The organism is Brevundimonas sp. (genome assembly GCF_035626535.1).
GTDB lineage: Bacteria > Pseudomonadota > Alphaproteobacteria > Caulobacterales > Caulobacteraceae > Brevundimonas.
Window position 1 is genome coordinate 65,720 of record NZ_DASPNO010000079.1, and the last position, 15,892, is coordinate 81,611.

The window sequence follows — 15,892 nt, forward strand, 5'->3', positions numbered from 1 at the left end:
CTAGCGGCCCGGCCGCTCCCAGCCGTAGGCCACCCAAGTCCCGTCGACCTTGCGCGCCTCGATGACGTCGTCACCGCGCCGGCGGCGACCGGACAGGGTGCGACGGGCGCGCAGGGCGAGGCCGGCGAGGAAGACCAGCGCACCCGCGAAGACCGCGATCACGGCCACTGCGGCGGCGGTGAAGACGGCGAGAACCGCTCCGATCGCCATGGCGGCGAGGGTGGCGATCAACCCGCCCAGCCACATGACGGACGCGACGAACCCGTTGGCGGGTCGACGGCCGGAAGGGCCGGGGCCGAAGATCAGGCGGTCGGACTGGGTCATGACGTTACCTCTATGGCGCTGCGAACAACGCCGAACTCCGAATGTCGGTCCATCGGTGTGAACGGTCAATGACCGGCCGCTTCACAGGCGAGTGTCCGATTGTCGCTGTTCAGTAGGGCTGATCGGCCAGAATGGTGGCGCCCGAGGCCCGCGCACGCTCGGTCTGGAGCCGGCGGACGGCGGTCTCGGCCCGGGGATCGTTCATGATGCCGCCGATGCCGATCAGCACCCGGGCGGCCTCGCCCGAAACCCCGAACACGTCGGACAGGGCTTCGAACGGCGACTGCGATTCCGGATAGCGTTTGAACCGCACCGACTCGTCGGCCGGAATGCGGGCCAGCTGGCGCGCCTTGGCGATCGCTTCCTCGAGGCCGCCGAGCTGGTCGACCAGACCGAGCGACCGGGCCTGGGCGCCGGTCCAGACGCGGCCGCGGGCGATCTCGCGCACCCGGGCGGGGGGCAGGTTCCGGCCGCGGGCGACGCGGGCGATGAACTCCTCATAGGTGCGGTCGATGGAAGCCGCGAAGGCCGCCCGATCGGCGGCGTCGAACGGCTCGGACGGCGAGAAGGCGTCGGCGTATTCGCCGCCGACGGTCAGGTTGCGCACATCGATGCCGAAGCGGCCGAGCGCGTCGGCCAGCACCAGCTTGCCACCGAAAACGCCGATCGAGCCGGTCAGGGTCGTGGGCTGGGCGACGATCCAGTTGGCTTCCGAACTGATCCAATAGCCTCCCGAGGCCGCATAATCGCCCATCGAGACGACCACCGGCTTGCCCGCCGCCTTGGCGGCGCGGACGGCCGCCAGAATCTGCTCGGAGGCGTCGGGCGAGCCGCCGGGCGACGAGACGCGGAAGACGATGGCCTTCACCGAGTCGTCCTCGATGGCGTCGTAGATGGCCTCGGCCAGATCGTCGGACATGATCGAGGAGCCGCCGTCGAACGGATCGGCGCTGCCGCCCGTGCCGGTCATGATCGCCCCCTCGCCGCCGACGATGGCGATGGCGTTGCGGCCCGTGCCAACACGTTCGCCCCTCGACGAGGCGTAGTCGCCGAACTCCATGATCTCCGAGCCCCGGCCGGCGCGGCGCTTCGCCTCGGCCTCGGCCTCCTCGACCTGGCCGATCTTGTCGATCAGTCGGCGCTGCAGCGCCTGCGCCGACGAATATGGACCGGCCTCGATGGTGGCGCGCAGCGCCTGCGGCGTCACCTTGCGATCCTGCGCCGCATTGGCCAGCGAAGAGGTGTAGATGGAGGTCATCCACGCCGCCATCGCCTCGCGGTGGGCCGGCGTGTAGTCGCTCTCCGTGTATTCGTTGACCGCGTTCTTGTACTCGTAGCGCTGCTCGAACTGGGCGTTAACGCCGTATTTCTCGAAGGCGCGGCCGAGGAAGATCGACTCCGTCGAGAGGCCCGCCAACTGGAAGCTGGAGGTGTTCTGCATCCATAGCTCAGAGGCCGAGGCCCCGAGCATATAGCTGGAGACCGCGGTTCCGACCGGCTGGAAGCCCTGCGCATGGGCGATGACGACCTTGCCCGAGCGGCGGAAGCGGCGCACCGCCTGACGAATTTCATCGGCGGCGGCCGGTGTGATCCCGGCCTCCGGCAGGCGGATCAGCAGCGCCTTGACCCGGCTGTCGTCCTCGGCCTGGGCCAAGGTGTCCACGATCTGCATGGTCGACAGCCCGCCGCCGCCGAACATGGCGAAGGGATTGGTCGGCGCCTGGTCGGTCACGCCCTCACGCAGGTCCAGCTCCAGCACCGTATTCGACGGTGTCGGCTCCTTCGACGACGCCGAACTGACGGCGATGGTGATCAGCACGATCGGCACGATGACGAAGAACAGCACCAGGCCGGCGAACACGCCAAGCATCGTCAGGAAGAACTGCTTCATGGAGAGGGTCGGTGTCCGGGCGCGGGCCGGGCGTTGGCCACCCCGGACCATAGGGCGACAGGGTTTGCCGTCAAATGAACGTCACGTAACAGGCGAATGCGCCGCAACGGGAATGGTGCGGCGCAACAGAGATGATTGATGGCGGGCCTTCTTGCCCCTATATCAGCAGCCTGCGAGCGGGGGCCGATCGCCCCGCGTCATCCCGGACCGCACTCCCCATGCTGGTCACCCTGATGAAGGCCAAGCTGCACCGCGCAACGGTGACCCAGGCCGATCTCGACTATGAAGGCTCGATTGCGATCGACGCCGACCTTCTGGACGCCGCGGGCATCTTCCCGCACGAGCAGGTCGACGTGCTGAACATCACCAACGGCCAGCGCTTCACCACCTACGCCATCGAGGCCCCGCGCGGTTCCCGGGTCGTCGGCGTCAACGGCGCAGCGGCGCGTCTGGTGCAGAAGAACGACAAGGTCATCGTCGTGACCTACGGCCAGCTGCCGGAAGAGGAAGCCCGCCAATGGTCGCCGACCGTGGTGCTTCTCGACGACCGCAACGATATCAAGCGCGCGGCTTGACGCCGGCCGTCACCCGGCCTCTCCTCCATACAGGAGGATCTCCGATGATGCGCACCATCCGCCTGTTCCGCTGGCCGCTTGTTCTGGCCTATGCAGTGGCCGGCGGGATCGCCCTGATGCTGGCGACTCCGGCCGACGTGGCTTTCCTTGGCCAGTCCGGCCTCAGCTTCCTCCCGGCGAAGATCGCCGGGCTGCCGTGGAGTGCGCCGCTGTTCTTCTTCGACGACGGCCCCGTTACGGCCCTCGCCATCGTCGGCATCTGCTATGGCCTGAACCTGGGCGTCCTGCTGATGCTCGCCCGCGAAACCGACTGAGCGCGCGGGGCCGGAACCGGCGAACGGATGGTCCGCCGGCTCCGGTCGAGCTCCGACTACCGGTTCAGGTCGTAGACGCCGGTGATGTCGATGCGAACCGTCAGCTGCCCGGCCGCGACAGGCGTCGAGGCGGCGTCCATGGCCATCTCGGCGCGGGCGTACATCGGCATCGGCGGCTGGGGCGTATAGCCGCCGCCTTCGGTCAGGGAACGGATGCCGCCCAGCGGAACGCCCAGCGCCTGCGAATACAGCGCCGCCTTGGCCTGCAGGTTGCGCACGGCGATCTGGCGCGCCTGATTCTCGGCCGCGGTCGGATCCTTGAGGCCGAAGCCGATGCCGTCGATCTGGTTGACGCCGGCCGCGACCACAGCGTCGGCGGTCGTGCCCACGGCGGTGAGGTCGTTGATGATCACCGTCACCCGGTTGTTGGCCTGATAGCCGCGCAGTCGGGGCGGCTCGTTCTGCACATAGTCGTACTGGGCCGAAAGGTTCAGGCCGGAGGTCTGGACATCGCGTTCGTCGATTCCGACGCGGCGCAGAGCGGCCATGACCTGGTTCATGCGGGTGGCGTTCTGGCTCATCGCCTCGGCGGCCGTGGCGGCCTCCGTGACCACGCCGAAGCTGATCGTAGCCATGTCCGGCGCGGTCTTGACCTCGCCATAGGCCGACAGGTTCAGCGACGGGCGCTCCGTGACCGCCTGGATGGTCAGGGGCGCGCCACCCCCCGGCTGCGACTGGGCGAAGGCGGCGGGGCCCGCGAAGGCGATCGCGGCCGCGGCGAGAATGCCGCCGCTCATCAGCAGGATGCGATTGGAAAGCGCCGGCATTACTGCGGCTCTGGAAGCGGCGGGGCGGGTCATGGTGATCATCTCCTGATGCGGGGCGGTCCGTCGACTGTCGGCGCGGACCGTGGCGGCACCTTGGCCGTTCGCAGCTGAACCAACGCACGGCCCCGGTCTGCAGGTTCCGTTCATCGGCGTGAAATCGGCGACAGGCGGGCGCCGAAACCATGATGCTTGGCAAGCCGCCGCGCCGCCTGCTAGGCCACGAAGGCCGCCACGGAGGGCGCGTAGCTCAATGGTTAGAGCCGACCGCTCATAACGGTCTGGTTGCAGGTTCGAGTCCTGCCGCGCCTACCGTCCCCAGAAGCCGCCGCCGCCGCGGCTCCAGCGGTCCTCGCCACGATAGCGGTCGTCTTGGATGTAGCGGCCGTCGCGGTCATACCAGCCCTGACCCCGCTGGTAGCGGTCGTAACCGTCGAGCGAATAGCCGTCGTCCTGATACTCGAGGCCGAGCAGGCCATCCTCGTCGTCCCACCAGTCGCGCGGATAGGAACCGAAGGCGCATTCCCAGCCGTCGCCCGGGCGCCAATAGGGTTCGTAGCGGCCACGGTAACGGTCGCGGAACTGCGGTCGACAGACGTACTGCGAATAAACCCGGTTGCCGCGCGCCTGCACATTGGCGCGGTCCTCGGCGTAGATCACCTCCTGTACGCCCGAGAAGACGTTGTTGATCACCACCGCGCTACCGGAGGCCGCGGCGACGCCGACCGTGGCGGCGCGGATACGGCTGTCGGTCAGACGCAGCTCGCCGTTGTAGAGCACCACGCCCTTGTCGGAGCGCCCGATGCGGCTGTTGCTGATGTCGACCGAGGCCCCCTCGATGGCCACGCCCTCGACGTAGCCCACGATGGCGGTGTTCTCGACCTCCACACGACCATAGTCGCGGCCCGAGCGGACGATCATTCCGATGGAGCGGGGACCGAAGGCATTGGGCGCGCCCGTGCCTTTCAGCGTGGTCGAGACGATGCGTGAGGTCTGCCCCGCGCCCGGGATCAGCTCCAGCCCCGACTGTGCGCCGGTCACGACGACTTCCCAGGCGTCCAGCACCGCGCCGTCCGCCACGATCGCCGGAGCGATGGTCTGGGCTTCTATGATGGTGTCGCGGAGGTGCACCAGACCGCCGTCGGCGTAGATGGCCGCCTCGTCGCCGGCGTGGCGGAAGCCGACCCGGTTCATGATGATCTCGGCGCCGTAGCCGACGATGCAGGCCGCCTCTCCGGCGCGGGGCGAGGCGAAGACCATGTCGCGAATCTCGACCCGCACGCCCTGCGCAATGGTGATGCAGGGCAGGCCGTCGGGGGCCTGGAGCGTCGGATGGCCGGTGCGCTGCCAGTCACGCGGATCGAAGCCGCTCTCGCCGATGATGGTCAGCGGCTTGTCGATGTTCAGCCAGCCGACGCAAGCGCCGGCGCGGGCCCGGATGACCAGGGTGCCGCCCGGGCGAACCCGGCGCACGGCGTCCTCGACGGCGCCGGTTCCCGGATTGCCGCCGCAGTCGACCAGCACGATCTCCTCGCCTCCGGGCCGGTAGTGGTCCCGGTCCCGGTGGTAGTCGGGACGATGCCGGCCATAGTCGTAGCGGCGGTGGTGCGAGCCGCGGTTGCGATAGCTGCGCGTCGGCGGGTCCAGCAACAGGCCGAAATTGGGCCGCGTCTGGCTCTCGACCTTGGCCGCGACCTGGGCATGGGCGGCGGGGCCCTGCGACAGCGCGACGCCCGCGATGGCCGCGGTGATGACCGCGACGCCGGCCATCGTGGTGCGGAAGCGCCCGAAGGGGAAACGGATCGTCATTGCTCCACGCCCTCCTTAACGGCGCTGCTGCGAACGGGAGACCTGGGCCAAGACGGCCTGCAGGCGGGCGGCCGACGGGCCGAAGCCGGACAGGGCGGAATCGATGCGCAGGGCCACGGCCTGGGCTTTGTCCTGATCGGCCACGCCGGAAACGCCGAGAGCGAAATAGCTCGACATGGCGAACTTGGCCTCGGGGCTGCCCTGACGCGCTGCCTCGTCGAACCACTTGAAGGCGCGGGCGTAATCGGGCGGCAGGCCGATGCCCTCGGCATACATCACCGCCAGCACCAGCTGCGCCTCGGACGAACCGTTGATTGCGGCCAGTTGAATGGCGCGGACCCGCTCCAGATAGGACAGCCGGCTCTCCATCGGATGACCGAGCATGGCCTCGAGAGTCTCGATCTGGCGCTTGGACAGATCCTCCGGCCGCGCCGCCACGGTTTCCGTGATGCCGAGGTAGCGCAGAGCCCGGCCGACGTGGACGAACGGCAGTTCGGTCCCCATCCGGGTCAGGGCGTATTCATAGGCGTCGCCGCGCGGGCGGCTCTCGTCCGAGAAGGGCACGCCGGACGCCGGGGCTTCATTCGGATAGAATTCGAACGGCGGCGTCCACTGCCGGGCCTTGGCTTCGACGAAGCGGCTGTACTGGTCGCGGCTGGGCGCGGACCGTTCGAAATCCTTCATCAGCACATAGGCGCCGACATCGCCGGTCTGCACCGCGAGGTAGTTGTAAAGGTAGGCGTCGACGTCATTGCGCGGGAACAGGCTGGTCGCCGCCAGATAGCCCCGGCGGCGGCGGTCGCGGGCGTCGGGTCCCGAGGACCCGCCGCGGCCCCAGGCCTCGCGCGCCTCCCGGTTGTCCTCGGGCTCGCCGAACGGACCGTAAAGGCCGTCATGCAGCCGGGCCAGGGTGCGAAAACCCTCGGCGTCCTGGGTGGACAGGATGTAGACGACGCGGTCGCGAACCGACTCCTGCTCCTCCCGGGTCATCTGCCCAAGCTGGCGGTCCAGTCGTTGGTAGGCCATGTGCCGTTCGAAGGCCCGGCAGTCGTCGTATTTCGAAAGCGGCCGCCAGCCGCCGAAGCCGCCGCGGTCGACGCGGTTGATCGGCGCGTAACCCTCGTCGTTGGCCAGCGCCATGGCGTACCAGGTGGCGCTCTCGATCGGGTCCTCGATGTTCTTGTCGGTGGCCCGGATGGCGGCGTAGCGGGACCCGAGCTCCAGCTGGGCGAAAAAATCGCCGCGGAAGGCGGCGCGGCGCAGCGCGCGCAGCCCTGTCTCCTGGGCGTTGAACTCCGAGCCACTCAGCGAGGCTGGACGGGGGCAGGCGTTGGAGGTCGCATCGGCGCGCTGCCAGAAACGGATGCCGCTTCCACGGTCGCCGCAGGACACCATCCCGAACGCGGTAAGGGCCAGCACGCCGGCGATCGCGGCGATTGCGACCGGTCCGCGCGACCGGTCAAACCGGCCGCGGTCGGTCTTGTTCGCCTCGCCCTCGCCCATGAACCCCTCGCACCACTGGAGCGGGCGTCCCCCGGCTCGCCCGTTAAGCTTTGCGCGACCGGGACACTCCGGTCCAGTTAACTGTCTGTCAAGGTTAACGCCGCTTCAGGACAAAGCGTTGCCGCATCACGGCCATTTTGTGACTCGCGGAAAGTTGTCCACCGGAATCAGCGGCTTGGGATTCCCCTCAGAGGCGAAGAATCAGCCTCTCGCCTCGTCGGTCCGGGGCGCCTATATGGCGTCCATTACCGGAGATCTCCGCCTGATGTCCTATGTCGCCCGTGACGATCGCCCCGCCGACAAGGCGGCCCGCTACGCCGAACTGGAGGATGAAATCCTGGCGGTGCTCGAGGGTGAGCCGAACCTGACGGCGCGGATGGCGACGGTCGCCTCGATGCTGTCGGACGCCTTCCCGACCTTCTTCTGGACCGGCTTCTACGTCGTCGACCCGGACAAGGCCGACGAGCTGGTGGTCGGCCCCTACCAAGGCACGCTCGGCTGCCTGCGCATCGCTTTCGGACGAGGCGTCTGCGGTACGGCGGCGCGAGAGAGAACGACGCAGATCGTCGAGGACGTCAGCGCCTTCCCTGGCCACATCGCCTGCGACAGTCGTTCGGCCAGCGAGATCGTCGTGCCGGTGTTCGACCGCGCGGGGCGCTTGATCGCCGTGTTCGACGTGGACGCGACGGAAATCGCCGCCTTCGACGCCGTCGACGCCACAGCGCTGGAGCGGTTGCTGAGCCGGGTGTTCGCCGCCTGATCATCTGCTAAGCCTCGGCTCATGCGGATCGGCATAGACTTTGGCGGCACCAAGATCGAAGCGGCGGTCGTCGGTGACGACGGCGCATTCCTCGCGCGACGCCGCGAGCCCAATCCCGGCGATTACGACGCTGCGATCCGGACGGTCGCGCGGCTCGTGGCGGCGGTCGAGGCGGAGACGGGCGCCGTCGGCCCCATCGGCGTGGCGGCGCCCGGCTCGGTGTCCCCGACCAGCGGCCTGATGCGCAACGCCAACTCGACGTGGCTCAACGGCCGCGCCTTCCCGCAGGATCTGGAGCGGGCGCTGGAGCGGCCCGTGCGGCTGGCCAACGACGCCAACTGCCTCGCCCTGTCGGAAGCGGTGGACGGAGCCGGCGCGGGCAAGGGCGTGGTGTTCGCCATCATCGTCGGCACCGGCTGCGGCGGCGGCGTGGTCGTGGACGGCGCGTTGATCGAGGGCGCCAACGGCGTGGCGGGCGAGTGGGGCCACACCTCCCTGCCGTGGCCCTCGGCGGAGGAGGCGCCAGGCCCCGCCTGCTGGTGCGGCCTGCATGGCTGCCTCGAGACCTGGGTCTCCGGCTCCGGGCTCCAGCGGGATCATCTCGAGCGCACCGGACGGCCCTTGACGGCCGAGGCCATCGTCGCCGCGGCGGGCGGCGGCGAACCCGAAGCCCGACGGTCACTGGACCTCTGCGTCGACCGGCTTGGCCGGGCGATCGCCATGGTGGTCAATCTGATAGATCCCGACGCCTTCATCCTCGGCGGCGGCCTGTCCAACGTCGGGGAAATCTATCCCACCCTGCCGCCGGTCGTCGAACGATACGCCTTCACCGACGCGTGGAACGGCGTCATAGCCCCGGCCCGCTGGGGCGACTCATCCGGTGTGCGCGGGGCTGCGCGCCTGTGGCCCTCGCCGACAGCTCAGGAGATCTCCGCTTGACCCGAACCCTCGTCATCACCGGAGGCCATGGGATCCTCGGCCGCGCCGCGCTCGAAGCCGCCCGGGCGGAGGACCTGAACGTCGCCGTCATCGACCACGCCAAGGGACAGATCGTCCCCGACGGAGTGCTGGAACTCGGCGGCGTCGACCTGACGGACCCGGCGGCGGCGGAGCGGGCCATGAGCGCGGTGATCGAGCGCTTCGGCCGGCTTGACGCCCTGCTCAACATCGCCGGCGGCTTCGTCTGGCAGATGGTGGAGGACCCGCAGCCGGCGTGGGACCGTATGTTCGCGCTGAACCTCACCACGGCGTTGAACGCAACGCGCGCCGCCCTGCCCCACCTCAAGCGGTCGACGGACGGTCGCATCGTCAACGTAGGCGCCAACGCCGCCCTGAAGAGCGCCGCGGGCATGGGCGCCTATGCGGCCTCGAAATCAGGAGTGCATCGTCTGACCGAAAGTCTGGCCGAGGAGCTGAAGTCGACCTCTGTGACGGTGAACGCCGTCCTGCCGTCGATCCTCGACACCGAACAGAACCGCAAGGACATGCCCGACGCCGATCCGGCCAAATGGGTTCAGCCGTCCGATCTCGCCCGGGTCATGCTGTTCCTCGCCTCGCCGGAGAGCCGCGCCATCACCGGCGCGCTGATCCCGGTCACGGGCCGGGTCTGATGGATCTGTTCCGGTCCGTCCTCTACCTGCCCGCCAGCAATCCGCGGGCGATCGAAAAGGCGCGCGGGCTGGGCTGCGACGCGGTGATCCTCGACCTCGAGGACGCCGTGGCCCCCGACGCCAAGGCGGAAGCCCGGCAGGCCGCCGGGGCCGCGCTTGAGGCGGGTGGTTTCGGCGCCCGCGTCGGCGTGCGCGTCAACGGCCTCGACACGCCGTGGGGCGCGGACGACCTGACGGCCTTGCGCGGCCTGAGGCCCGACTTCGTCGTCGCGCCCAAGATCGAGACAGCGGAGGCGGTCCGCGAGGTGGCGGCGCGGCTGCCGGACGGCGTCGGCCTGTGGCTCATGGTCGAGACCCCGCTGTCGGTGTTGCGCCTCGACCAGATCGCAGGGGCCGGCGCGCCGCTCGCGGCTCTGATGCTCGGCATCAACGATCTGGGCGAGCGGATGAATCTGGTGCTCGGCCCCGATCGGGAGCCGTTGAAGCCGTGGCTGGCCGCGGTCGTCGCCGCCGCACGCGGGCACGGCCTGCTGGCCATCGACGGCGTGGTCAACGGCACCGACGACCGCGACCGGCTGGACGCCGAGTGCCGGCAGGCGCGCGCCTTCGGGTTCGACGGCAAGAGCCTGATCCATCCGAACCAGATCGCCGCCGCGAATGCAGCCTTCTCGCCGTCGCCAGACGAGGTCGCCAGGGCGCAGGAGGTCGTCGCGGCCTTCGCCGCCGCGGACGCCGAGGGCAAGGGCGCGATCCGGGTCGGCTACCGGATGGTCGAGCGGCTGCACCTCGAGGCGGCCCACCGCCTGCTGGCGCGGCATGCCGCCGTCTCGACCTTGCGCCGGGACGGGCCTATCTAGTCCGTCCAGAAACAGAACTGAGCCGGCCCTCAACCAGCGAGCGGCCGCGCCGCGAGCGACAGGGCACTTCTTCCCATGACCAGAGCCGTCATCGCCGCCACGGGCCTGTTCACGCCGGAACAGTCCATCTCCAACGATGAGCTGGTCGCGGCCTACAACACCTGGGCGCAGCGCTTCAACGAGCAGCACGCGGCGGGCATCGCGGCCGGCGACCTGGAAGCCCTCACCCCTTCCTCGGTCGAGTTCATCGAGAAGGCCTCCGGGATCAAGTCGCGCTTCGTGATGGACAAGGCGGGCGTGCTCGATCCCGCCCGTATGGCGCCGAACATTCCCGAACGCTCCGACGACGAACTGTCGGTGCTCGCCGAGATGGCGGTGAAGGCGGCGCAGGACGCCATCGCAGCCTGGGGCAAGCCGGTCAGCGAGATCGGCGCCGTGCTGTGCGCCGCCTCCAACATGCAGCGCCCCTATCCGGCCATGGCCATCGAGGTGCAACAGGCGCTGGGCATCGAGGGCTTCGCCTTCGACATGAACGTGGCGTGCAGTTCAGCCACCTTCGGCATCAAGACCGCCGCCGACTTCATCGCTTCCGGCTCGGTGAAGGCGGTGTTGATGGTCAATCCGGAGATCTGCTCCGCCCACCTCAATTTCAAGGATCGCGACAGCCACTTCATCTTCGGCGACGTCGCCACGGCGGTGATCATCGAGGCGGAGAATCATGCGGTCGACGGCTGGGAGATCCTCGGGACCCGGCTGAAGACCGTCCTCTCCAATAACATCCGCAACAATTTCGGCTTCCTGAACAAGGCCGCCCTGCCCACCGGCGGAAGCGAGTCGGTCCCCGCGACCGGTCTCACCGACAAGATGTTCGTCCAGCAGGGCCGTAAGGTGTTCAAGGACGTCGTGCCGATGGTTTCGGACATGATCGTCGACCATGCCGCCGACCTCGGCCTCGACCCGACGGCTCTCAAGCGGCTGTGGCTGCACCAGGCCAATATCAACATGAACCAGTTCATCGGCCGCAAGGTGCTGGGCCGCGAGCCGACGCCGGACGAGAACGTCATCATCCTCGACGACTACGCCAATACCTCCTCGGCCGGCTCGATCATCGCCTTCCACCTGCACCACGACGGCTTCGCTCCCGGAGATGTGGGCCTGATCTGCAGCTTTGGCGCAGGCTACTCGACGGGAACGGTGTTCGTGCGGAAGAGGGACTAGCTCTCGCGGACCAGCCAGCCGTGATAGCGCACCAGCCGCCCGATCAGGGGCGCCGATATCTCGACGTCGAAGACGAAGCGGCCCTGCGCGTCGACCTCCTCATGGGCGCAGGCCGACGGGGCCAGCGCGCGCGGCAGAGGGATCGGGCCCAAGCGCCAGCCCTCGACGCGGTAGATCAGCCGCCCGCCCTCCGGCTCGAGACGCAGGTCCATGGTCAGCGGCCCGAATCGTTCCGTGAGGCGTCCGCCGTCGCGCGGGGCCGACAGCACGCTGGTGAAGGCGTGCCCTCCGATCCGCCGACGCCAGACCGACCGCTGCCCGTCCGCCTCGATCGCAACCGCGGCGGGACAGGCCGGCTGCGCCTTCGGAAAGCCGATCAGACGCGCCGCGGCGGCGGCCAGCGGGCCATGAGCGCCTTCGGTGGTCGCCTCGCCCCGCCATAGGGAGCGGCCCGGCGCCTCGTGCAAGGCGCGGATCGCGCCCGGGAGTTCGTCGAAGGCGGGGCCGATCGCGCTGGCGTAGATAGCGCCGCGCTCCACCGTCGTCTCCATCACCAGCCCGTGCGGCGCCATCTCTGCGACGATGTCCTCCAGCGGCAGAACACCGACGCAGGGCCCAGCACCCGCCGCCACGCGCCCGGCCGCGATGGCCTTGATCGCCGCCAGCGCCGGCAGGGTGGGCGTCACCGGACCCGCCCCCGGCTCGGCCACCAGCCGCCAGATCGCCCGCGCCGCCCGACCTTCGCCGTCAACGCCGAACGCCTCCACCCTCATCGCGCCGCGATCCGAGCCGGATACGGAATGCCATCCGGACAGCTGGAGCAGCACCCGCGCCAGAGGCCGCGGATCGAACTTGAACAGCCGCACGAGCCGCCCGAGCAGCCACGCCTCCAGATGAGCCGGCCAAGGCTCCAGTCCGGCGAGGAACAGCGCCCGTTCCCGGGGATGGTATCGCGCGTGAAAAAGGTCGAGGTCGGGCGTCTCGCACAGCGACACCCGCCGCCGTCCGGCCGCGCCGAAATCGCGCCGATGCAGCCCGCTCCAGCCGGTTCGTCTCGTCCATCGGCCGTCGTCGAAGACGCTGACCGGCCGGCCCAACCATGACAGGATGGCCCGCATTACCGACAGGCCGCGAGGCGCTCGCGCGCCGGGCGAGATCGCCGCCTCGACCGAAACCACCTCGCGCCAGCCGGCGGTCAACCGATCCAGCACGGCATTCGACAGCGCCGGCGTCGAGCTGCAGCCCGTCAGGAGGACGGCGCCAGCCGCCTTCGCGGCGCTGTCGAGCGCGGGGAAGGCCGCCACGAAGTCCCGGGCGTCGGCGAGATCGACGTAGTGCAGGCCCGCGGCGATGGCGGCGCGGGCCGTCCTGGCGTCCGTACCCTGGAACGGACCCGCCGCGTCGGCGACGATGGTGGCGCCGGTCGCCTCCAGGTCGGCCGCAGTCAGGGTCGCCGTGTCGAGGGCCGCGGCGTCGACCACGCCCTCCGGGACAGTCTGCCGCAGCCGCGCGACGACGGCTTCGGCCCGGTCCGCGTCGCGCCCGGCCGCCACCACCTCGAAGCCGTTATGCAGCAGTCCTTCCGCAAGGCGCGAGCCAAACACGCCCCCTGCCCCGATCACCAGAACCCGGGTCACGGAAACCGCGCCCGGTCCGATTTCGAAGGAACCATGCAAGTCTGCGTGCGCCCGAAGATGCGGTAGCGATTGCGGGCGATGAGATCGTAAAGGGCGTCACGGACCGGGCGGGGCACGCTCTTCAGGATGGCCAGCCGCCGGGTCCGAGGCAGCGCGCCCAGCACCGTCAGGGCCGCGTCCGACTTGAACCATGCCCGGCCGTTCCAGATTACCGCATTCGTCTGTGGCGCCTTCGGATCGATGCCGAACCTCGCCGCCAGCGCCCGCCCGCGCTCCGACTGGATCGGCATGAAGCTAAACCGGGCCCGCGGATCGCGGTCGATCACGTATCGCACCCAGCGCGAACAGAACACGCAGACGCCGTCGAACAGGATCAGCCCCTCGGGCTCGCCCTCTGCGTCCCGCGGCGACCAGCGGCTCATGCGTGCGGCGCTTTCATCAGAAAGACACTGCGGCGGTCGGTCCAAGCGGGCAAGGCGACGTTACGCCGCCGCCACCGCCTCGATCTCGACCAGCCAGGCCTCGTCGAAGATGCCAGTGATGATGACCGTCAGGGCCGGCTGCCGGCCCGCCAGCCGGCGCACCCGCACCTCCCGGTTCTCAAGGGCGTAGCGGCGGTCCGAAAGGAAGGTCGTGACCTTGACCAGATTGTCCAGCGTCATGCCGGCGGCGGTCAGCTGGGTCTCGATATTGTCCCACACCTGCTCGCACTGGCCGACGAAGTCAGCGGCCAGAGAGCCCTCTGGCGCGACGGGAATCTGGCCGGAAAGATAGAGCCAGCGGCTCGGACCTGTGACCTCGACGGCCTGCGGATACGACCCCTCGACCGGCGGCGAGCCGTCGCCGGTCAGAGGCCGTATCACCGCCGTCACTGGCGCGCGGCGTCCGAGCGGGCGCGCACCTGGGCGAACTCCGAGGTCGGGCTCCAGCCCGGCCAGTCCCTGCTGTTCGCGAGGTCCAGCCCCAAATGATACAGCAGGGTCAGGTTCTCGGTCGCCGATGTCAGGTTCCAGTCCGCCGACCACTCATCCGACGGCTTGTGATAGTCGGCGCCGAACTTGGCGCGCCAGGCGGCCTCGCCGGCCTCCCGACCACCCTCGACCCAGTCCCAGCCGTGCCACGGCATGATCGCCGGCACGCCCATGCGGGCGAAGGGGAAGTGGTCCGAGCGATAGTAGAAGCCCTCTTCCGGCATGCCGTCGTCCGAGACGTAGCGGCCGAGCGGCTCGGCCAGCGCCTGCAGCCGCGCCTCCAGATCGTTCTGCCCTTTGCCGAAGATCGGAATGTCCCTCGTCGGACCCGACAGCGGCAGCATGTCGATGTTGATGTCGGCCACCGTGGTCTCCAGCGGATAGACCGGGTCAGCGGCATAGCCGTAGGCGCCCATCAGGCCCATCTCCTCGGCCGCCATGTGGGCGAAGACGATCGAGCGCTTCGGCCGCGGGGCCTGGCTGATCTGGCGGGCCATCTCGACGACGCCCGCAGTGCCCGAGGCATTGTCCCAGGCGCCGTTGAAGATCTTGTCGTCGCCCGGCGTTTCGGGGTGCTGGGCCTCGCCGCCGACGTGATCCCAGTGGGCCGAATAGATGATGGTCTCTTCCGGATGCTCGGTCCCCGGAATGCGGGCCAGCAGGTTATGGGTGACGAGGGTCTCGCTTGTTTCTTGGGTCTCGGCCGTCAGGGTGACGCCGTTCAGCGGCACCGCCTTGAAGGCGCCCGAGCCGATGCTGCCCAACTGGTTCATGTCCAGGCCGGCGGCGGTCGCCCATTGCAGCGCCACGTCGTGATTGATGGCCATCGAGAACTCGAGATCGGCCGCGCCGGGCGTCAGGGTGCGCGTGCGGGTCGACCCCTGCGCCACGCGACGCCACATCTGTGAATCCGCCGGCTGCGGCACGAGGGTGACAATGCCGACCGCGCCACGGCGGAATGCCTCGTCGGCCTTGTAGGCGCCGGACTCGTAGTTGGTGCTGTATTCGCCGTTGAACAGCTCACCCTCGGGCTCGCCGCCGACCACGACCACGACCTTGCCGCGCACGTCGATGTCGCCATAGTCGTCCCAGTTCCGCTCCGGAGCGGTGATGCCGTGGCCGACGAAGACGAGGGGAGCGTTTCGAACGGACGCCCGGCCGTCGTTGCTCACGGCGCGGAGCGTGACGTCGGTTCCGACGGTCAGCGGATGGCTGACGCCGTCCGGGCCGGTCCAGCTGGCGCTGGCCGCACCCGCCACGGGGGTGAAGCGCTTCAGATGCACGGGCTGCAGCCATTGGCCGTCGGGGCCGCCGGGCTGGAGCCCGATGGCTTCGTACTGCGCCTGGAGCCAGGCCAGCGTCATGCGCTCGCCCTCGGTGCCGGGGTAGCGGCCCTGGAACTCGTCGGCGCTGATGGTGCGGATGTCATTGCTGATCCGCTCGGCCGAAAAGTCCTGCGACAGGGCCGATCCGGCGGCGAACAGCAGCGCCGCGGCGGCGACGCCGCTGGTGAATGCACGAAACATGTATGGACGCTCCATCCCGAATTTGGGCGCACTCTAGGGCGACCCCGACAGACCGCTCGTTAAGTTTTCGTCA

At 69.3% G+C, this 15,892-nt stretch carries 16 protein-coding genes and 1 tRNA gene; 8 read left to right on the forward strand and 9 right to left on the reverse strand.

The annotated features are described in order from the left end of the window. Together VEC04_RS12505 and sppA are read right to left on the reverse strand one after the other, a co-directional pair. Positions 1-324 (reverse strand): hypothetical protein, encoded by a 324-nt coding sequence (locus VEC04_RS12505; RefSeq protein WP_324777319.1) that lies wholly within the window; start codon positions 322-324, stop codon positions 1-3. 109 nt (positions 325-433) lie between these two features. Continuing rightward, the gene (gene sppA / locus VEC04_RS12510) at positions 434-2,215 is read right to left on the reverse strand and encodes a signal peptide peptidase SppA (protein ID WP_324777320.1); all 1,782 of its coding nucleotides are present in this window, start codon (positions 2,213-2,215) and stop codon (positions 434-436) included. Between the two features lie 218 nt (positions 2,216-2,433). On the opposite strand from sppA, the gene panD reads away from it, so the two are divergent. Then, positions 2,434-2,790, forward strand: a complete 357-nt coding sequence (gene panD, locus VEC04_RS12515) for an aspartate 1-decarboxylase (protein WP_324777321.1) — start codon at positions 2,434-2,436, stop codon at positions 2,788-2,790. A gap of 44 nt (positions 2,791-2,834) precedes the next feature. Then, complete coding sequence (locus VEC04_RS12520) at positions 2,835-3,104, forward strand: hypothetical protein (protein WP_324777322.1); 270 nt, start codon at positions 2,835-2,837, stop codon at positions 3,102-3,104. Between the two features lie 56 nt (positions 3,105-3,160). Here VEC04_RS12520 and VEC04_RS12525 read toward each other — a convergent pair whose 3' ends face one another. Further along, the gene (locus VEC04_RS12525) at positions 3,161-3,964 is read right to left on the reverse strand and encodes an SIMPL domain-containing protein (protein WP_324777323.1); all 804 of its coding nucleotides are present in this window, start codon (positions 3,962-3,964) and stop codon (positions 3,161-3,163) included. Between the two features lie 203 nt (positions 3,965-4,167). On the opposite strand from VEC04_RS12525, the gene VEC04_RS12530 reads away from it, so the two are divergent. Then, a tRNA-Ile gene (locus VEC04_RS12530) sits at positions 4,168-4,240 on the forward strand. Here the strand turns inward: VEC04_RS12530 and VEC04_RS12535 are convergent. Further along, on the reverse strand, positions 4,238-5,737 hold the full coding sequence (locus VEC04_RS12535) for a hypothetical protein (protein WP_324777324.1): 1,500 nt from the start codon (positions 5,735-5,737) through the stop codon (positions 4,238-4,240). The genes VEC04_RS12530 and VEC04_RS12535 overlap by 3 nt on opposite strands. A gap of 15 nt (positions 5,738-5,752) precedes the next feature. Continuing rightward, positions 5,753-7,240, reverse strand: coding sequence for a tetratricopeptide repeat protein (locus VEC04_RS12540; protein ID WP_324777325.1), 1,488 nt, complete (start codon positions 7,238-7,240; stop codon positions 5,753-5,755). 265 nt (positions 7,241-7,505) lie between these two features. Here VEC04_RS12540 and VEC04_RS12545 point away from each other — a divergent pair, with 265 nt between their 5' ends. From VEC04_RS12545 to VEC04_RS12565, 5 genes are all read left to right on the forward strand, one after another. After that, positions 7,506-8,000, forward strand: a complete 495-nt coding sequence (locus tag VEC04_RS12545) for a GAF domain-containing protein (RefSeq protein ID WP_324777326.1) — start codon at positions 7,506-7,508, stop codon at positions 7,998-8,000. A gap of 21 nt (positions 8,001-8,021) precedes the next feature. After that, positions 8,022-8,939: an ROK family protein gene (locus VEC04_RS12550; RefSeq protein ID WP_324777327.1), complete on the forward strand. Its 918-nt coding sequence runs from the start codon at positions 8,022-8,024 to the stop codon at positions 8,937-8,939. After that, positions 8,936-9,610 carry an SDR family NAD(P)-dependent oxidoreductase gene (locus tag VEC04_RS12555; protein WP_324777328.1) on the forward strand — a complete coding sequence of 225 codons (675 nt, stop codon included), beginning with the start codon at positions 8,936-8,938 and terminating at the stop codon, positions 9,608-9,610. Before VEC04_RS12550 ends, VEC04_RS12555 begins: the two co-directional genes overlap by 4 nt. Further along, positions 9,610-10,467, forward strand: coding sequence for a CoA ester lyase (locus VEC04_RS12560; protein ID WP_324777329.1), 858 nt, complete (start codon positions 9,610-9,612; stop codon positions 10,465-10,467). Before VEC04_RS12555 ends, VEC04_RS12560 begins: the two co-directional genes overlap by 1 nt. 75 nt (positions 10,468-10,542) lie before the next feature. Beyond that, on the forward strand, positions 10,543-11,685 hold the full coding sequence (locus VEC04_RS12565; RefSeq protein WP_324777330.1) for a beta-ketoacyl-ACP synthase III: 1,143 nt from the start codon (positions 10,543-10,545) through the stop codon (positions 11,683-11,685). On the opposite strand, the gene VEC04_RS12570 is transcribed toward VEC04_RS12565, so the two are convergent. From VEC04_RS12570 to VEC04_RS12585, 4 genes are read right to left on the reverse strand one after another with little or no spacing between them, the layout of a single operon-like run. Then, positions 11,682-13,322 carry an SDR family oxidoreductase gene (locus VEC04_RS12570; protein ID WP_324777331.1) on the reverse strand — a complete coding sequence of 547 codons (1,641 nt, stop codon included), beginning with the start codon at positions 13,320-13,322 and terminating at the stop codon, positions 11,682-11,684. The two genes, VEC04_RS12565 and VEC04_RS12570, sit on opposite strands and share 4 nt — an antisense overlap. Then, complete coding sequence (locus tag VEC04_RS12575; protein WP_324777332.1) at positions 13,319-13,744, reverse strand: thiol-disulfide oxidoreductase DCC family protein; 426 nt, start codon at positions 13,742-13,744, stop codon at positions 13,319-13,321. Before VEC04_RS12575 ends, VEC04_RS12570 begins: the two co-directional genes overlap by 4 nt. A 60-nt stretch (positions 13,745-13,804) precedes the next feature. Then, positions 13,805-14,185, reverse strand: coding sequence for a RidA family protein (locus VEC04_RS12580; protein ID WP_324777333.1), 381 nt, complete (start codon positions 14,183-14,185; stop codon positions 13,805-13,807). A gap of 5 nt (positions 14,186-14,190) precedes the next feature. Beyond that, positions 14,191-15,819: a M28 family peptidase gene (locus VEC04_RS12585; RefSeq protein ID WP_324777334.1), complete on the reverse strand. Its 1,629-nt coding sequence runs from the start codon at positions 15,817-15,819 to the stop codon at positions 14,191-14,193. Positions 15,820-15,892 lie beyond the last annotated feature (73 nt).